A 16,512-nucleotide genomic window follows, 5' to 3' on the forward strand; every position below is an offset into this window, starting at 1 on the left:
ATTGGCGATAGAGAACATCCCATGGTCGATGGCTATTTCCTGTATATAGGCCCTGTCGGGCAAAAACGGGCTCCGGTGAATTTTGCTCCTGAACCCAGTTCCAACTTCTTCCCAGTGTAGGAAACGTCCGATGCAGAACGACACCAGCGCCATTCCGCAGAGCGACCCGTTCATGCTGTTCGAAGTGTGGTTTGCCGAGGCAAAGGAAAGCGAGCCCAACGATTCCAATGCGATGGCATTGGCCACCGCATCGCCCGACGGATTCCCGTCCGTGCGCATGGTGCTGCTGAAAGATCATGGCAGCGACGGCTTCGTATTCTATACCAATGCCGAAAGCCGCAAGGGTGAGCAGATCCGCGCCAATATGCGCGCGGCCCTGCTGTTTCACTGGAAAAGCCTGCGCAGGCAGATCCGGATAGAAGGCCCGCTGGAGGAAGTCAGCGGGGAGATGGCCGACGCCTATTTCCATTCGCGCGCCCGGGTCTCGCAAATCGGTTCCGCTGCCAGCGACCAGTCCCGCCCGCTGCCGGATCGCCAGGTCTATCTCGACCGGGTGGCCGCTCTGGAAGAACATTATCCCGAAGGCAACTTGCCGCGCCCACAACACTGGACGGGCTTCCGGCTCAGTCCACGCCGGATGGAATTCTGGCAGGATCGCGAATTCCGCCTTCACGACCGGCGACTGTTCTCGCGCGATAGCGCGGAAGAAGCGTGGTCCAACACGCTGCTTTATCCATGACGGCGCCCACCGCCAAACTCGCCCGTTCCGCGGCGATGGCGTCCATCACCGTGGCGGTGATACTGGTCGCGCTGAAGACCTGGGCCAGCTGGCGCACCGGATCGACGGCCATGCTCGGCAGTCTGGCCGATTCGGCACTCGACCTGATCGCCAGCCTCGCCACGCTGACCGGCGTATGGGTCGCCTCCATGCCCGCCGACGAGGACCATCGGTTCGGTCATGGCAAGGCGGAGGCGCTGGCGGCGATATTCCAGGTCATGCTGATTGCGCTTTCCGCATTCGGGATCGCGGTGCGCGCCATCATGCAGCTTGCCGGGCAGCACCAGACCGCTGCTGCAGGGGACGGTATCGCCGTATCGGTGATTGCCATTGCGCTTACCCTGGCCCTGCTCGGCTGGCAGCGTTACGTGATGAGCCGGACGCGCAGCCTGGCGATCCAGACCGATCACCTGCATTACAAGTCCGACCTGCTGCTGAACCTGTCGGTGATCGCAGCCCTGATGCTGGATCAGTATGCGGGCCTGGGCCTGGCCGATCCGCTGTTCGGCCTCGCCATTGCCGCCTGGCTCGCCTTCGGGGCGTGGCGCGGCGCGAGCGAGGCGGTGGATGCGCTGATGGACCGCGAATGGCCCGAATCGCGCCGGATCGCCTTCGTCGAGGCGGCGGCCAGGCATCCCGAGCTTTCGAACCTACACGACCTGCGTACACGGACCAGCGGCAACCGCGATTTCGTCCAGTTCCATGTCGACCTGCCGCCGGCGATGACGATCGAGCAGGCGCACGCGATCATCGAACGGGTCGAAGAGGATTTGTGCGGACAGTTTCCGGGCATGGAACTGCTCATCCATATCGACCCGGAAGGTCATGTTGACGAACCCGGCAATCCGCTGGTCGAGGATGACGAATTCGCCAAGCTGGAGAAAGATGCGTGAGTTTGAAGCTGCCCTATTTCCATGTCGATGCCTTTGCCGAGCGCCCCTTTACGGGCAATCAGGCCGCGGTGATGCCGCTGGAGCGCTGGCTGGACGATGCGACACTGCTGGCCATCGCCGAAGAGAACAATTTCGCCGAGACCGCATTCGTCGTGCGCGATGCGAGCGGCGAGGCTGACTGGGAACTGCGCTGGTTCACCCCGACGGAAGAAGTGCGCCTGTGCGGCCATGCGACGCTTGCCAGCGGACACGCGCTGCTGATGCGCGATGGCGGCGATAAAGTAACGTTCCGTACGCGCCGGGCAGGGCTGCTCGCGGTAACCCGCGGGGCTGCCGGATATGAGTTGGCACTGCCGTTGATCCCGACCGAGCCGGACGCCTGGGCGCAGGCGGTGGACCTGTTGCGGGCGAAGCCGCAAGACGTCTGGCTAAGTCCCGATCGGTACGGCATCTATCTGTTCGAAAACGAGGAACAGGTGCGTGCGCTGGACCCCGATCTGCGCGGTCTGGCCGCGCTGGGGAACGACCAGTTCATCTGCACGGCGCCGGGTCTGGAAACCGATGTGGTGAGCCGGGTCTTCGTGCCGGGCGGCGGCGTGGATGAAGACAGCTTCACCGGGTCGGCCCACGCCGCGCTGACCTATTTCTGGACCGAGCGGCTGGGGCGGAACAGCTTCACCGCGTTCCAGGCATCGAAGCGTGGCGGGCATGCCGTTTGCCGCCGGGACGGGGACAGGGCGATTCTGTCCGGATCCTGCATCACCGTGGTCGAAGGCAGTTTCGTCCTGCCCTAGCTTGCAGGATAGAGTTCGATCACGTCGGCCAACTGCTGGAGCATGGCCTTGCGTTCTTCGGCGTTGGAATGGCCGAGCCGGACGACGGTGAGTTTCTGCGACGGCGAAACGAAGACATACTGACCCATGTGACCGATCAGCGAGAAAGCGCTGTGCGGAGCGCGATCGGGAAACAGCGGGTGTTCCTCGCCTTCGGGAAGGGGGCGATTGAGCCAGGTCTGGAGCCCGTATTGCGGGCTGCGCGGGCTGGGTTCGACCATTTCGTCCACCCACTGGCGCGGGACGAGCTGCTCGCCGCGATAGGATCCCTTGTTGCGCAGTAACTCCCCGAATTTCGCCCAGTCGCGCGCAGTCGCATGGATCAGGCTGCCGCCGATCAGCGTTCCCGCACGGTCGAATTCGGGCACGGCGCTGGTCATGCCGAGCGGTTCGAACAATCGCGCCTTGAGATAATCGGCCACCGCCTTGCGGCGCACGTCGGGATTCTTGCTGTCGGTCAGGGCGCGGGCCGCGATCGCGGCGAGAATCACGGTGGTGTTGGAGGAATATTCGAATTTTTCGCCGGGTTCCGCCTCCAGCGGCTGGGCGGTGGCGTAATCGGCCATGTCGTCGCGCCCGTCGAGGAACAGCATGCGCACTTCGCCGCTTTCCCACGGCGGGTCGCCGGCTTCGGTGTGTTCGAGGCCGCTGCGCATCTGGAGCAGATGGCGCAGGGTAATCTCGGCACGCGGATCGCCGGTGCGCTGCCAGCGCGGGACCGGGGCGGGGGCATCGAGCCGCAGCTGCCCGTCCGCCACCAGCATGCCGATCATCACGGCGGTGACCGTCTTGGCCATCGACCAGCTGACGAAGCGCGTATCCTTGTCATAGCCCGGGGCGTAGCGTTCCAGCGCCAGCTTGCCGCCATGATAGACCACCAGCGCGCGCGTTTCACCGAGCCCGTCCAGCGTGAACAATTCGTCCGCCGCGCGGGCGAGGGCCTTGGTCGGGGCGCCGGGATCCTTGCTCACCGCGGCCAGAGCCTCTTCGCTCAGCGGGGGTTCTTCGACCGGACCCGGCGAGCCGCAGGAGACGAGGCTTGAGGTGGCGAGGGCAAGCGCGATAAGGGGGGCGAAACGCAGGGTCATGGCCCGGCGTCACTCGCACGAAGGAATCCCGCTTGGCAACGGCCAAAACACACTCCCGCAACCCGCGCCGCTGGCTGTGGCTGATCCTGCTGGTCGCCGCGCTACTTGGCGCTGCCTGGCTGGCGTGGGGCGATGGCCTGCGCAAGACGGGCGCCACCGGATCGGCCTATGCCGCGCGGGTCGCCTGTTCGTGCCGCTTCGTGGCCGGACGCAGCCTGGACGATTGCGCCAAGGACAAGCTGGACGGCATGGAACTGATCTCGCTGAGCGAGGATGCCGAGGCGAAAAGCGTAACGGCGTCCATCCCGCTCATCGCGTCCGATACGGCCACATACCGCGAAGGCTATGGCTGCCTGTTGCAGGAGTGGCAGGACTAGGCGGCGACCTGCGTGGTCGAATCGATCCAGCCGCCACCGACGACCCTGTCACCGGCATAGATCACCGCCGCCTGGCCCGGGGCCACGCCGAATTCGGGCTGGGCGAAGCGAATCGCCACGGGCCGGCCGTCGCCCAGCGAACCGTCGAGCACGATCGGCACCGGCTTGGCGAGACTGCGGACCTTGGCCGTCAGCGGCACGTCGGGAAGCGGGCCGATGCGATTGGTCTCGATGATATGCGCTTCGGCCACCGCCAGCATGCGCTTGGGGCCGACCTTGACCTGCGCTTCGGCGGCATCGATCCCGACCACATAAAGGGGTTCGGGCTGGCCGCCGATTTCGAGACCCCGGCGCTGGCCGACCGTGTAGTGGATGACGCCCTTGTGTTCGCCCAGGGTTTCGCCCGTGGCGGCATGGACGATCGCGCCCGGCCGTGCGCCTTCGGGCCGCATCTTCTTGACGATCTTGGCGTAATCGCCGTCCGGAACGAAGCAGATGTCCTGGCTGTCGGGCTTGGCTGCGTTGCGCAGGCCCGCCCCTTCGGCAAGATCGCGCACATCGGTCTTGGGCATGCCGCCCAGCGGGAAGCGCAGGAAGTCGAGCTGGTCGTCGGTCGTGGCGTAAAGGAAATAGGACTGGTCGCGCGCAGGATCGGCCGCGCGGTGCAATTCGGCCCCTGCCGGCCCCATCACGCGCCGGACATAATGGCCCGTAGCGAGGCAGTCCGCCCCCAGTTCGCGCGCCATGTCGAGCAGATCGGTGAACTTGGGCCCCATGTTGCACCTGATGCAGGGGACCGGCGTGCGTCCGGCGAGGTAATCGTCCGCAAAGGTTTCGACCACGTCTTCGCGAAAGGCGCTTTCGTGATCATGCACGTAATGCGCGATACCGAGGCGTTCGGCGACCGCGCGCGCATCGCGAATGTCGTCCCCGGCGCAGCACGCACCCTTGCGCCCGGTTGCCGCGCCATAATCGTAAAGCTGCAGCGTGATGCCGATGACTTCGGCCCCGGTGCGCGCGGCCAGCGCTGCCACGACGGAACTGTCCACGCCGCCCGACATGGCGACGACGATACGGCATTCGGAAGCCGGCCGCGGCAGGTCGAACAGTGCAGCGGCCTGGTCCGGCGATAGGGTTTCGGTTGCGTGCATTGCCGCCCCATACACGGCTTGCGCGCCTGCCACCAGTAGGACCCCGTAAGGCCCACAATCATGGTTTCACGGATCGTTTACCATGGCGCGCTATCCATCCTGCATGTTCGAGGGGCACATCAACAGGGCGCAGGTCCAGGATCAGCGTGAAACTCCGGTTTTGCGGCAGTTCCGCTGGACCGATCTGGTCGCAAAACTCGCCGCGACTCGCGATTTGCGAGACGAATTGGGCAAGGTCGACGGCGGCTTCAACGCATTCGGCGAAGCTCGCCGCGAGGTCGGCGAGGAAAGTAAACCGGCGTTTAACCATGAAGATTTAAGCCATGGCAAACCCACCGGGTTAAGTGCTGCGGATGCCGCAAGCGATGCGGTGCACGGCGATAGAGAGAACAAATGATCGAAAACCAGGACATCCGCCCTGCACAAGTCATCGGCCCCCTCGGGGAGCCGCTGACCGTTGACGACTTGCCTTCACCCAAGACGAAGCGCTGGGTCGTGCGCCGCAAGGCGGAGGTCGTGGCTGCCGTGAACGGCGGTCTGCTGACCATCGATGAAGTGCTCGAACGCTATTCGCTCAGCCTCGAGGAATTCGCGTCATGGCAACGGTCGGTCGACCGTTCGGGCATGCAGGGCCTGCGGGTGACGCGCATCCAGCATTATCGCGACCTCTACGAGCGTCAGCTGAAATATTGATCCCGGCCGGTTCCCCGGGATCGCTTCGCGGGAACCAAACACCCACCCACACGCTCATCTTGCATTCCTGCACCCAACGCAGGGAACCGTATGACACGACGGTCCGTTGAAGGGCCAAAGGGTTTGACGGGGTAAACAGGAGGAATTGTAATGGGTTGGATTATCGCAATCATCGTCGGCGGTATCATCGGCTGGCTCGCAAGCCTTGTGATGAACCGTGATGCCTCGATGGGCATCTTCTGGAATATCATCGTTGGCATCGTCGGGTCGTTCATCGGCGGCTTCATCGGCTCGCTCATCGGTATCGGCGCGACGCTGACCGAATTCAGCGTACCGGGCCTCCTGATGTCGCTGCTGGGCGCAATCGTGCTTCTCGGCATCGCCAATATGGTTCAGCGCGGACGCGTCCGCTAAGCCGAACAATACACTTATTTCGCGAAGGGCGGGGCGCTACCAGGCGCTCCGCCCTTTTCGTGTCTGCTCCACGTTGTGGTTTGACGGTGACATTCGTCAAGCCATGCATGCCATCGGTCGAACCCTAGATTGCCCTAATCATGACCCGGGTATATCGCCCGGATTGCGAAAATCTTGCGCTAAGTGATATAGGCATGTAATACACCGCATATCCGTGGCGCTACTGGGGCAGGGAAAAGATGAACTACGAATCTGGAGTGATGGCTGAAAAGGGCGAGCCGATTGCGGTCGAACTCGACCGTGAGTCCGCCGAATTCGAAGGGTCCGCGCGCAAGAAGCGCCGGATCATCATCATTGCTGCTCTGCTCGTTCTTGCCGTGGCGATCGTGGCGTTCTTCGTCCTGCGCGGCGCGGGCACGACGACGCCGGCGGGTGACGAAAATGCACAGGCGCCGACCGTGACCGTGATCACCCCCGGCCGGACGACGGTCGATGGCGAAATCACAGCCACGGGCACTTTGTCTGCGCGCCGCGAAATGCCTGTGGGCGTTGTCGGTGAAGGCGGCCGCGTCGTGTCCGTTCCGGTGGAAGCCGGCGACTGGGTCCGCAAGGGACAGGTGCTCGCGAGCATCGACCAGTCCGTACAATCTCAGCAGGTCCAGAGCGCCGCGGCCAATATCCAGGTGGCCCAGGCCGATGCAAATCTGGCGCAGGCCAATCTCGACCGTGCGCTCCAGCTGGTCGATCGCGGCTTCGTTTCGAAGGCAGATGTCGATCGTCTGACGGCCACACGCGACGCTGCGGTCGCCCGCGTCCGCGTGGCGCAGGCACAGCTCGGCGAATTGCGCGCCCGCAACGCCCGCCTCAATATCGTCGCACCCGATTCCGGCTATGTCCTGGAGCGCAGTGTCGAAACCGGCCAGACGGTCAGCGCAGGGGCTGCCCCCCTGTTCCGCATCGCGCGCGGCGGCGAAATGGAAATGCTGGCTCGTCTGAACGAAGATGCTCTCAGTTCCATCTCCGTCGGAACGAGGGCGCAGATCCGCCCTGTCGGCACCAACCAGCTTTATACCGGGCAGGTCTGGCAGCTTTCGCCCACGATTAGCCCTGAAGACAGGCAAGGCACTGTGCGCATAGCGCTGTCTTACGCTCCCGGGCTTCGGCCGGGTGGATTTGCTACCGCGACCATCTCCAGCGGCACCGTCGTTGCCCCGATCCTGCCGGAAAGCGCCGTCTTGTCCGATCGCGAGGGGCCATACGTCCTGATCGTCAATGCCGAAAACAAAGCGGAGCGTCGTCCGGTCACGACCGGTACGGTTACTTCGAAGGGCATCGTGATTACCGACGGTCTTACGGGCAGTGAAAAAGTCGTGCTGCGTGCCGGTGGGTTCCTGACCGAAGGCGAAACCGTGAAGACGCGCGCGGCCGAGGCCGAGTGAGCGGAGACAAGTAGATGAGCTTCCGGAACATTTCTGCCTGGTCGATCCGCAATCCTGTCATTCCGCTGGTCGCGTTCACGGCCCTCCTGCTTGCGGGACTGATCAGCTTTGCCCGCATGGATGTGGTCAACAATCCGGACATCGAATTTCCGGCGGTCAGCGTATCGATTTCCCAACCCGGCGCGGCACCGACCGAAATCGAAAACCAGATTACGCAACTGGTCGAATCCGCCGTTCGCTCGATCAACGGGGTCAATTCGATCAATTCGACGGCGAGCGAGGGTAATTCCAATACTTTTATCGAGTTCGAGATCGGTACGGACCCGAACGACGCCGTTGCCGAGGTTAAGAACGCGGTCGACCAGATCCGCGGGTCCCTGCCTGACGGGATTATTGAACCGCGCGTAACCAAACAGGAAGTCTCCGGCGGCTTCCTGGCGATCTATGCCGTCGAAGCGGACGACATGACGATCGAAGGCTTGAGCTGGTTCATCGACGATAATGTCGCCAAGCAACTCCTGAGCATCGAAGGCATGGCGGAAGTCAGCCGGTTCGGTGGAGTGGATCGCGAGATAGAAGTCATCCTCGACCTGCCTAAGATGCAGGCGTTGGGTGTTACCGCGAGCCAGATCAACGGAGTGCTGCGGCAAAGCAATATCGACGCCGCTGGTGGCGCGACCGAAGTCGGCGGCACCAAGCAGTCGGTTCGCGTGCTCGGCAATAGCGAAGACGCCTATGCGCTGAGCCAGCGCCAGATTCAGCTGGGTGGCGGCCGCACCGTCAAGCTCGCCGATGTCGCCAAGGTGCGCGACGGATATTCCGAACGGACGTCGATCAGCAAGGTCGGGGACAAGGAAGTCGTCAATTTCGCCATGAGCCGCGCCAAGGGCGCTTCGGACGTCACCGTCTATGAAGACGCTCTCGAAAAGATCAAGGAGATCGAAGCCGAAAATCCGGGTGTGAAGTTCATCCCGCTGTTCAACACGGTAAAATACACCAAGGAACAGTACGAAAGCGCCATGGCCGCCATGATCGAGGGCGCCATCCTCGCCGTGGTAGTGGTGTTCTTCTTCCTGCGTGACTGGCGTGCAACGGCGATTTCCGCCGTCGCCATTCCGTTGTCGGCTATCCCGACATTCTGGTTCATGGACCTGCTCGGGTTCAATCTGAACCAATTGTCCCTTCTCGCCCTGGCCCTGGTGGCAGGGGTGCTGGTGGACGATGCGATCGTCGAGATCGAAAACATCGTCAGACACATGCGCATGGGCAAGACGGCCTATCAGGCATCCATCGATGCTGCCGATGAAATCGGCCTGCCGGTGGTCGCCACCAGCTTCTGCATCGTTGCGGTCTTCTTCCCGGTGGGCGCCATGCCCGGTATTTCGGGCCAGTTCTTCAAGAATTTCGGCTTCACCGTCGTCGTCGCCGTGCTCATGTCGCTGGCGGTCGCACGTATGATCACGCCGATGCTCGCGGCCTATTTCCTCAAGGCGCATGGCGAAGCCGCGCACGGTGAAGGTCCCTTGATGGACCGCTATATGAACGTGCTGCGGTGGTCGCTCGATCGGGGCAAGATGTATGCTGCGCGCGAAGGGCTGGAAGGGCCGCGCCATCGCTGGCTCTACGTTCTGTCCCTGTTGCTGGTCGTGCTGCTCGCCCTGGCCGTTTCCGCTGGTGTCACGATGACGGTCTCGGGATTTTTGCAGGGGTTTGGCATTTCGGCAATGATCGCTGGCCCCAATGCCAGCCTGCCTGCTGAAATCCTTTCAAAACTTGTCGGCGTGATCCAGCTGGCGCTGGCCCTCGCTGCCGGTCTGCTGGCCACACTGGCCGCCTTCGCAATCCTCGGTTTCATTGTCCGGCGTTTCGGCGATCACATGGCGCAGGTGTGGCAATATCTCCGTGCCCGCTTCCTCGATCACCGGGTGTGGATGCTGGGCGTCGGCTATTTCGCGCTGCTGCTGACCATCCTGCTGTTCGGCATCGTGCCTTCACAGTTCCAGCCGAATATCGACGATGACAATAGCCGTATCGAAATCGAGATGGTCCCGGGGACCACTCTCGAGACGACCGAACGGGTAGCCGATCAGGTCGCAGCGATCCTCTATCAGCAGCAGGAAGTCGACCGGGCGCTTGAACGCGTGCGCGAAGGACAGGCGACGATTTACATCACGCTGCGCCCCGACCGTGAACGTACCTCCATTCAATTCGAGCGCGCCCTGGCTCCGACCTTTGCGCAGATCGCCGATGCGCGCGTCCGGTTCGCGTCGCAATCGGGTGGGTTCGGGTCTGGCCGCGATATGACCGTCATGCTTGCCGGGTCGGATCCGGAACTTCTCAACGAAACCGCTGCCAAGCTGGTCGAACAGATGAAGGGCATCGACATGCTGGTCGCGCCGCGCATCAGCGCGGACATCAACCGCCCCGAACTGATCATCACCCCGCGCGAGAACATTGCCGCGGAACTCGGTGTGACGACCGTCGCGCTGAGCCAGACGATCCGCATCGCGACCATGGGCGAAATCGAACAGAATGCCGCCAAGTTCTCGCTCTCCGATCGCCAGATCCCCATCCGGGTCAAGCTGCCGGAGCAATCGCGCGAAGATCTGACCACCATCCGTAATCTGCCGGTCCAGACCGCCAGCGGCGGGTCGGTGCCGCTGTCCCGCGTTGCCGACATTACCTTCGGCTCGGGTCCGACCACGATCCAGCGTTACAACCAGAACCGCCGCGTTCTTGTCGGCGCCGATCTGGCGCAGGGCGTGGTGACGGGCGAAGCGCAGGCGAAGATCGATGCCTTGCCGATCCTGCAGGATCTCCCGCAGGGGGTGAATCGCGACGTCGTGGGTCAGGATGAATGGCAGGCCGAGCTCATGACCAGCCTGACAATCGCCATCGCCTCGGGTGTCCTGCTCGTGTTTGCCGTCTTGGTGCTGCTCTACAAGCGCCTGATGAGCCCGCTGGTCAACATGACCAGTCTCGCTCTGGCTCCGCTCGGCGGCATTCTGCTGGTGTGGCTGTTCGGTCAGCCGCAATCGATGCCGGTCTACATCGGTATCCTGCTGTTGCTGGGCATCGTATCGAAGAACTCGATCCTGCTGATCGACTTCGCCATCGAGGAAATGGACAAGGGCACGCGCAAGCTGCACGCCATCATCGATGCCGGCCACAAGCGTGCACAGCCGATCGTGATGACGACGGTCGCGATGACGGCCGGTATGGTGCCGACGGCCCTGTCGGGCGTGTTCGGCGGCGGCGACGGGGCATGGCGCGCGCCAATGGGTACCGTGGTGATTGGCGGACTGATCCTGTCGACGATGCTTACGCTGCTTATCGTGCCGGCAGGGTTCAGCCTTGCCGACGGCTTCGAAAAGCGGGTTGGCCCGTGGCTGCGCACCCGCATGCTGACCTACAAGGAAGGCGATGATACGCGCGGGATCGTGCGGAACGGCTCGCAAGAGCCGGGGGTCGAACCCGCGGAGTGAAGGGCCGCTCGCCAGCGGGTCTGCCTTCCGGAGACCCTCCGATAGCGGCAGACCGTGCGCGCACCATGCGGCGCACGGCAACCGGGCTCATCGTGCTGATGGCCGCGCTGTTCCTGTGGTCCGGTCGCTTTCTGGAGGCGCATCCGGCCTGGGGCTATCTCCACGCCTTTGCCGAAGCGGCCATGGTCGGCGGGCTTGCCGACTGGTTCGCCGTGACCGCGCTGTTTCGCCGCCCTCTCGGCCTGCCGATACCGCACACGGCGATCATTCCGGAGAACAAGGACCGCATCGCCGACACGATGGCTGGCTTCCTGCGCGAAAACTTCCTGACGCCAGCCGTCGTCGGCCGGCGGATGGGCTCGATGAACCTGGCCCACGCCGTCGGCAGTTACCTGGCAGATCCCGGCGCGATGAAGGATTCGCGTATCCGTTCGGGGGCGGGGGAACTCGCCGTCGAAGTACTCGAATCGCTCGATCCGGAACGGCTCGGCACACAGGTCCGCAGCGGGATAAAGGCCCAGCTCGGCAAGCTCGAAGTGGCGCCGTTACTGGGCGGCATGCTCGACGCGATGATCGCCGACGGGCGCCACAAGCCGCTGATCGACAAGATCATCCGCTGGGCCGGGCTGGTGCTCGAAGACAACGAAACGATGGTGCGCGACATGGTGCACAAGCGCGCGAACGCCGTGCTGCGATTTACCGGCCTCGACGAGCGGCTCGCCAATTCGGTGCTCGACGGGCTCTACAAGCTGTTGGCGGAGGTTCTGGTCGATCCCGAGCATCCGCTGCGCAGCAAGGTGGAAGAAGGCCTGCACGAGCTCGCCAGGGGCCTGCGCGAAGATCCGGAGATGCGGGACCGTGTCGAGCGGATGAAGAACGAACTGCTCGACAATCCTGCCATCGGCGAATGGTGGCAGGGTGTGTGGGAAAGGCTGCGGGCCAATCTGATCTCGTCGATCCGCAATTCCAATGGACCGGGCGGGGGTTATCTCGGTGAGACGCTGGGCGAACTTGGCGCCGCCCTACGCGACGACGCGCGGCTGCAACGCCAGGTAAACCGCTTCGCCCGCCGTACCGCGGTCGGTGTCGCCACCCGCTATGGCGACCAGATCGTGCGGCTGGTATCGGAAACCGTCCGCCGCTGGGATGCCCAGACGATCACCGACCGGGTAGAGGGCGCCGTGGGCCGCGACCTCCAGTTCATCCGCATAAACGGTACGATGGTGGGCGGATTAGTCGGCGTGACGATCCATACACTCGAGGCGATATTCTAACGGTTAGAACTCATTCGGTAGAGCACTCGTTGAATTGCGTAAGATGCCATCGGGCGCCCATCCATGTCTGTCGCAGGTTCGAACTTCGCATCCTTAAGCATGACACGGCACGCCTCGGTATCGAACAAGTCTGCCTGCGTCAGGCTTGTAATATGGCATTTGCTTACCGTGCCGTCGGCTTCGACCATCGCGCGAATTAGCAAATCTGCCTGTGCGCCTCTCGAAAGTGCCTGCGAGGGATAGTGGCGCTGGATTTGCATCGCAACAAGGTTCAAGTTTGTCAGGATGGGTGCAGTTTTTCGCTTGCGAAGCAATTCTGGATCGCCGCCCCAATAGGTGACCAAGTTGACCATGCAGGTATTCATTGCTTCGTATACGGGCTTGAGATTGCCTAATTTAAGCTGATAGCTCCGATTGCCCCGAGACAGTCTCACCCATTCAACCGAAGCCCCTTCGTTAGGATCCAGATGTGGTAGACCGATTGGCTCTTCCTCGTCGGATTCGGCGTTCGATTCGGAATCTTCAAATCCGGTCCCGCGAACGGCATCCCCGAAACCTGATATTGTTAAACCAATGTCCGATCGGGTGATGTAAGGATCGAAACCAGGTCCGAACTGGGTTGTGAACTTCGATCCGAGGCGGGTGACTATCCCGCCCCCGACGATCCAATGGAGGCTTTCAGAAGGCTCCACCTGCTCCAGATAAAGTGCCGTCTCAGTTTCGCCTTCACCGAAAATACGGCCGATCCGGCAGCGGGTATCCCCGTAATCGAGTTGCCACTGCGACGATGGTTCGAGGACCATACTATCCGGAGCGCTTGCAAGAACAGGTTGGGATGTGGCGACCACGGCCAGAAAGATGGATAACCTCGAAACATGATGAAACAAAAAACCCTCCCGCAACAATGCGCTGCGGGAGGGTACATAAACATTATGTCAATTCAATCAGAGCTTTTCAGTAAGCTCCGGCACCGCCTTGAACAGGTCGGCCACCAGGCCGATGTCCGCGACCTGGAAGATCGGGGCGTCCTCGTCCTTGTTGATGGCGATGATGGTCTTGGAATCCTTCATGCCCGCAAGGTGCTGGATCGCTCCTGAAATGCCGATGGCGATATAAACTTCCGGCGCGACGATCTTGCCGGTCTGGCCAACCTGGTAATCGTTCGGAACGTAGCCTGCATCGACGGCTGCGCGGCTGGCACCGATCCCCGCACCGAGCTTGTCGGCGAGCGGGGTGATGATCTGTTCGAAGGTTTCGGAATCCTTCAGCGCACGGCCACCCGAAACGATGACCTTGGCACTTGTCAGTTCGGGACGATCGCTTTCGGCGATTTCCTCGCTGACGAAGGTTGAGAGACCGGCATCGGTGGGTCCCGAAACCTCCTCGACACTTGCCGAACCGCCTTCGGCAGCGGCCTTTTCGAAGGCCGTACCGCGCACGGTGATCACCAGCTTCTCGTCGGACGATTCGACAGTCGCGATCGCGTTCCCGGCATAGATCGGGCGGGTGAAGGTCTTGTCGCCTTCGACCGAAAGGATGTCCGAAATCTGCATCACGTCGAGCAGCGCGGCGACACGCGGGGCGATGTTCTTGCCCGTGGTTGTTGCAGGCGCCACGAACGCATCATGATGGCCCATCAGATCGGCCACCAGCGGGGCGACGTTTTCCGGCAGCGCATGCTCGTAGGCTGCATCGTCTGCGAGATGGACCTTGCCAACGCCTTCGATCTTTGCAGCTTCGTCGGCCACCGCGCGGCAGCCCGAGCCTGCGACCAGCAGGTGGACTTCACCCAGCTTGCCGGCAGCGGTTACGGCGGCGAGCGTCGCATCGGCGAGGCTCTTGTTGTCGTGTTCGACCCAAACGAGGGTTTTCATATCTGTCTTCCTTCTCGTCTGTCTGGCTTATGCAATGCCGAGGGCTTTGATCTTGGCGACCAGCGCGTCGACATCCTCGACCTTTTCGCCTGCCTGGCGAACCGGCGGTTCGGAGACGTTGGTGGTCTTGAGGCGCGGCGCGGTGTCGACACCGTAGTCGGCCGGAGCCTTGGTATCGAGCGGCTTCTGCTTCGCCTTCATGATGTTGGGGAGCGACGCATAACGCGGCTCGTTCAGGCGAAGGTCGGTGGTGACGATTGCCGGCATGGTCAGCTTGACCGTCTGCAGGCCGCCATCCACTTCGCGCTTCACGGTAACGCTGTCGCCGTCGACTTCGACGGTGTTGGCGAAGGTGCCCTGCGGACGGCCCATCAGGGCCGCGAGCATCTGGCCGGTCTGGTTCGAATCGTCGTCGATCGCCTGCTTGCCCAGCATCACGATGCCCGGCTGTTCCTCGTCCGCGATGGCCTTGAGGATCTTGGCAACGGCGAGCGGTTCGACTTCGTCATCGGTCTGCACCAGAATGGCGCGGTCGGCGCCCATGGCCAGCGCGGTGCGCAGCGTTTCCTGCGCCTTTGCCGGGCCGATGCTGACGGCGATGATCTCTTCGGCCTTGCCCGCTTCTTTCAGGCGGATCGCCTCTTCGACGGCGATTTCGTCGAACGGGTTCATGCTCATCTTGACGTTCGCAAGATCGACGCCCGAACCGTCGGCCTTGACGCGCGGTTTGACGTTGTAATCGATCACCCGCTTGACGGGGACGAGGATTTTCATGGGTTCTGCCTTCCTCTCGACTGGAAACTGTGGCGCCCGCCTATCTTGCGTTTACGTAAACGTCAAGTGAGCGTTCGACGGGCTTTCGCTTAGATAAGGCTGGCCGCGAACGAGTGTTCCCTGGCGCCGGAAATAGAAAGGCGGGCCGCGTTTCCGGGGCCCGCCTCTCAAAAGCTGCAGATCATCTGTGCCGGGCGATCATGCCGCCTTCTTGACCTCGGCAACGATCTTCTTCGCCGCGTCGCCCAGATCGTCGGCGCTGACGATGGCGAGGCCAGAATTCTCGAGGATGGCTTTGCCTTCTTCGACATTGGTGCCTTCCAGGCGTACGACGAGGGGCACGGAAAGGTTCACGTCCTTGGCCGCCTGCACGATGCCGTTGGCAATCACATCGCATTTCATGATGCCGCCGAAGATGTTGACGAGGATGCCCTCGACCGCCGGATCCTTCAGGATGATCTTGAATGCCGCCGTCACCTTCTCGGTGGTGGCGCCGCCGCCGACGTCGAGGAAGTTGGCCGGGAAAGCGCCGTTCAGCTTGATGATGTCCATGGTCGCCATGGCAAGGCCGGCACCGTTCACCATGCAGCCGATGTTGCCGTCCAGCTTGATGTAGGCGAGGTCGTATTCGCTCGCTTCGACTTCGGCGGGGTCTTCCTCGGTCACATCGCGCAGCGCTTCCACGTCCTTGTGGCGGAACAGCGCGTTGCCGTCGAAGCTCATCTTGGTGTCGAGCACCAGAAGGTTGCCGTCCTCGGTTTCGACGAGCGGGTTGATCTCGAGCATTTCGCAGTCGAGATCCATGAAGGCGGTATACAGCTGCTTCGCCAGCTTCTGCGCCTGCTTGTTCAGATCGCCCGTCAGCTTGAGCGCGAAGGCCATCGCCCGGCCGTGATGCGGCATGAAGCCCTGTGCCGGATCGATGGTGATGGTGGTGATCTTTTCGGGCGTCGAATGGGCTACCTCTTCGATGTCCATGCCGCCTTCGGTCGATACGATCATGGCAACGCGGCCGGTAGCGCGGTCGACCAGCATCGACAGATAGTATTCGCTGGCAATGTCGACACCGTCGGTCACGTAGAGGCGGTTGACCTGCTTGCCGGCATCACCCGTCTGTACGGTTACCAGCGTATTGCCGAGCATTTCCTTGGCATTGGCTTCCACGTCTTCGATGCTCTTCGACAGGCGTACACCGCCTTTCGCATCGGGACCCAGTTCGGTGAACTTGCCCTTGCCGCGGCCGCCGGCGTGAATCTGTGCCTTCACGACGTAAAGCGGTCCGGGCAGCTTCTTCGCACCCTCCACGGCCTCTTCGACCGTCAGCGCGGCATGCCCTGCAGGGATGCCGATGCCGTATTTCGCGAGCAGTTCCTTGGCCTGGTATTCGTGGATGTTCATGGTGGAGCGTCGTCCTTCGCGTCATGCGTTGGGGAAAGTGA

At 62.5% G+C, this 16,512-nt stretch carries 16 protein-coding genes; 10 read left to right on the forward strand and 6 right to left on the reverse strand.

Going from position 1 to position 16,512, the window contains the following annotated elements; translation table 11 throughout:
- The first annotated feature begins 130 nt into the window (after positions 1-130).
- Genes pdxH through K3177_RS02635 form a run of 3 tightly spaced genes read left to right on the forward strand, consistent with a single transcriptional unit; the run spans position 131 to position 2,465 of the window.
- A complete protein-coding gene (pdxH, locus tag K3177_RS02625) occupies positions 131-739 on the forward strand; it encodes a pyridoxamine 5'-phosphate oxidase (RefSeq protein ID WP_221596878.1) in 609 nt (202 codons plus the stop codon).
- Positions 736-1,671, forward strand: coding sequence for a cation diffusion facilitator family transporter (locus K3177_RS02630; protein ID WP_103024680.1), 936 nt, complete (start codon positions 736-738; stop codon positions 1,669-1,671). The genes pdxH and K3177_RS02630 overlap by 4 nt, the downstream gene beginning before the upstream one ends.
- A 2-nt stretch (positions 1,672-1,673) precedes the next feature.
- Complete coding sequence (locus K3177_RS02635; protein WP_221597429.1) at positions 1,674-2,465, forward strand: PhzF family phenazine biosynthesis protein; 792 nt, start codon at positions 1,674-1,676, stop codon at positions 2,463-2,465.
- Here K3177_RS02635 and K3177_RS02640 read toward each other — a convergent pair.
- Positions 2,462-3,592 carry a serine hydrolase domain-containing protein gene (locus tag K3177_RS02640; RefSeq protein ID WP_221596880.1) on the reverse strand — a complete coding sequence of 377 codons (1,131 nt, stop codon included), beginning with the start codon at positions 3,590-3,592 and terminating at the stop codon, positions 2,462-2,464. The genes K3177_RS02635 and K3177_RS02640 overlap by 4 nt on opposite strands.
- Before the next feature lie 32 nt (positions 3,593-3,624).
- On the opposite strand from K3177_RS02640, the gene K3177_RS02645 reads away from it, so the two are divergent.
- Positions 3,625-3,969, forward strand: coding sequence for a hypothetical protein (locus K3177_RS02645; protein ID WP_196847311.1), 345 nt, complete (start codon positions 3,625-3,627; stop codon positions 3,967-3,969).
- Here the strand turns inward: K3177_RS02645 and mnmA are convergent.
- Positions 3,966-5,120, reverse strand: coding sequence for a tRNA 2-thiouridine(34) synthase MnmA (mnmA, locus tag K3177_RS02650; RefSeq protein ID WP_221596882.1), 1,155 nt, complete (start codon positions 5,118-5,120; stop codon positions 3,966-3,968). The genes K3177_RS02645 and mnmA overlap by 4 nt on opposite strands.
- Before the next feature lie 82 nt (positions 5,121-5,202).
- On the opposite strand from mnmA, the gene K3177_RS02655 reads away from it, so the two are divergent.
- The 6 genes from K3177_RS02655 to K3177_RS02680 all read left to right on the forward strand — a co-directional run bounded on the left by K3177_RS02655 (position 5,203) and on the right by K3177_RS02680 (position 12,425).
- Positions 5,203-5,517, forward strand: coding sequence for a hypothetical protein (locus K3177_RS02655; protein ID WP_146029865.1), 315 nt, complete (start codon positions 5,203-5,205; stop codon positions 5,515-5,517).
- Positions 5,514-5,813, forward strand: a complete 300-nt coding sequence (gene sciP, locus K3177_RS02660) for a CtrA inhibitor SciP (protein ID WP_103024674.1) — start codon at positions 5,514-5,516, stop codon at positions 5,811-5,813. Before K3177_RS02655 ends, sciP begins: the two co-directional genes overlap by 4 nt.
- Before the next feature lie 150 nt (positions 5,814-5,963).
- Positions 5,964-6,227, forward strand: a complete 264-nt coding sequence (locus tag K3177_RS02665) for a GlsB/YeaQ/YmgE family stress response membrane protein (protein WP_103024673.1) — start codon at positions 5,964-5,966, stop codon at positions 6,225-6,227.
- Positions 6,228-6,466: 239 nt separating this feature from the next.
- Positions 6,467-7,666 (forward strand): efflux RND transporter periplasmic adaptor subunit, encoded by a 1,200-nt coding sequence (locus K3177_RS02670; RefSeq protein ID WP_103024672.1) that lies wholly within the window; start codon positions 6,467-6,469, stop codon positions 7,664-7,666.
- Between the two features lie 14 nt (positions 7,667-7,680).
- Positions 7,681-11,151, forward strand: coding sequence for an efflux RND transporter permease subunit (locus K3177_RS02675; RefSeq protein ID WP_196847314.1), 3,471 nt, complete (start codon positions 7,681-7,683; stop codon positions 11,149-11,151).
- Positions 11,152-11,216: 65 nt separating this feature from the next.
- Positions 11,217-12,425, forward strand: coding sequence for a DUF445 domain-containing protein (locus K3177_RS02680; RefSeq protein WP_221596884.1), 1,209 nt, complete (start codon positions 11,217-11,219; stop codon positions 12,423-12,425).
- Here the strand turns inward: K3177_RS02680 and K3177_RS02685 are convergent.
- The 4 genes from K3177_RS02685 to sucC form a co-directional block, all read right to left on the reverse strand.
- Complete coding sequence (locus K3177_RS02685; RefSeq protein WP_221596886.1) at positions 12,422-13,228, reverse strand: energy transducer TonB; 807 nt, start codon at positions 13,226-13,228, stop codon at positions 12,422-12,424. The two genes, K3177_RS02680 and K3177_RS02685, sit on opposite strands and share 4 nt — an antisense overlap.
- 141 nt (positions 13,229-13,369) lie before the next feature.
- Positions 13,370-14,299, reverse strand: a complete 930-nt coding sequence (locus K3177_RS02690; protein WP_103024668.1) for an electron transfer flavoprotein subunit alpha/FixB family protein — start codon at positions 14,297-14,299, stop codon at positions 13,370-13,372.
- A gap of 27 nt (positions 14,300-14,326) precedes the next feature.
- Positions 14,327-15,073: an electron transfer flavoprotein subunit beta/FixA family protein gene (locus tag K3177_RS02695; RefSeq protein WP_103024667.1), complete on the reverse strand. Its 747-nt coding sequence runs from the start codon at positions 15,071-15,073 to the stop codon at positions 14,327-14,329.
- Positions 15,074-15,271: 198 nt separating this feature from the next.
- Complete coding sequence (sucC, locus tag K3177_RS02700) at positions 15,272-16,471, reverse strand: ADP-forming succinate--CoA ligase subunit beta (RefSeq protein WP_221596888.1); 1,200 nt, start codon at positions 16,469-16,471, stop codon at positions 15,272-15,274.
- Positions 16,472-16,512 lie beyond the last annotated feature (41 nt).

Source organism: Qipengyuania pacifica, from assembly GCF_019711555.1.
GTDB lineage: Bacteria > Pseudomonadota > Alphaproteobacteria > Sphingomonadales > Sphingomonadaceae > Qipengyuania > Qipengyuania pacifica.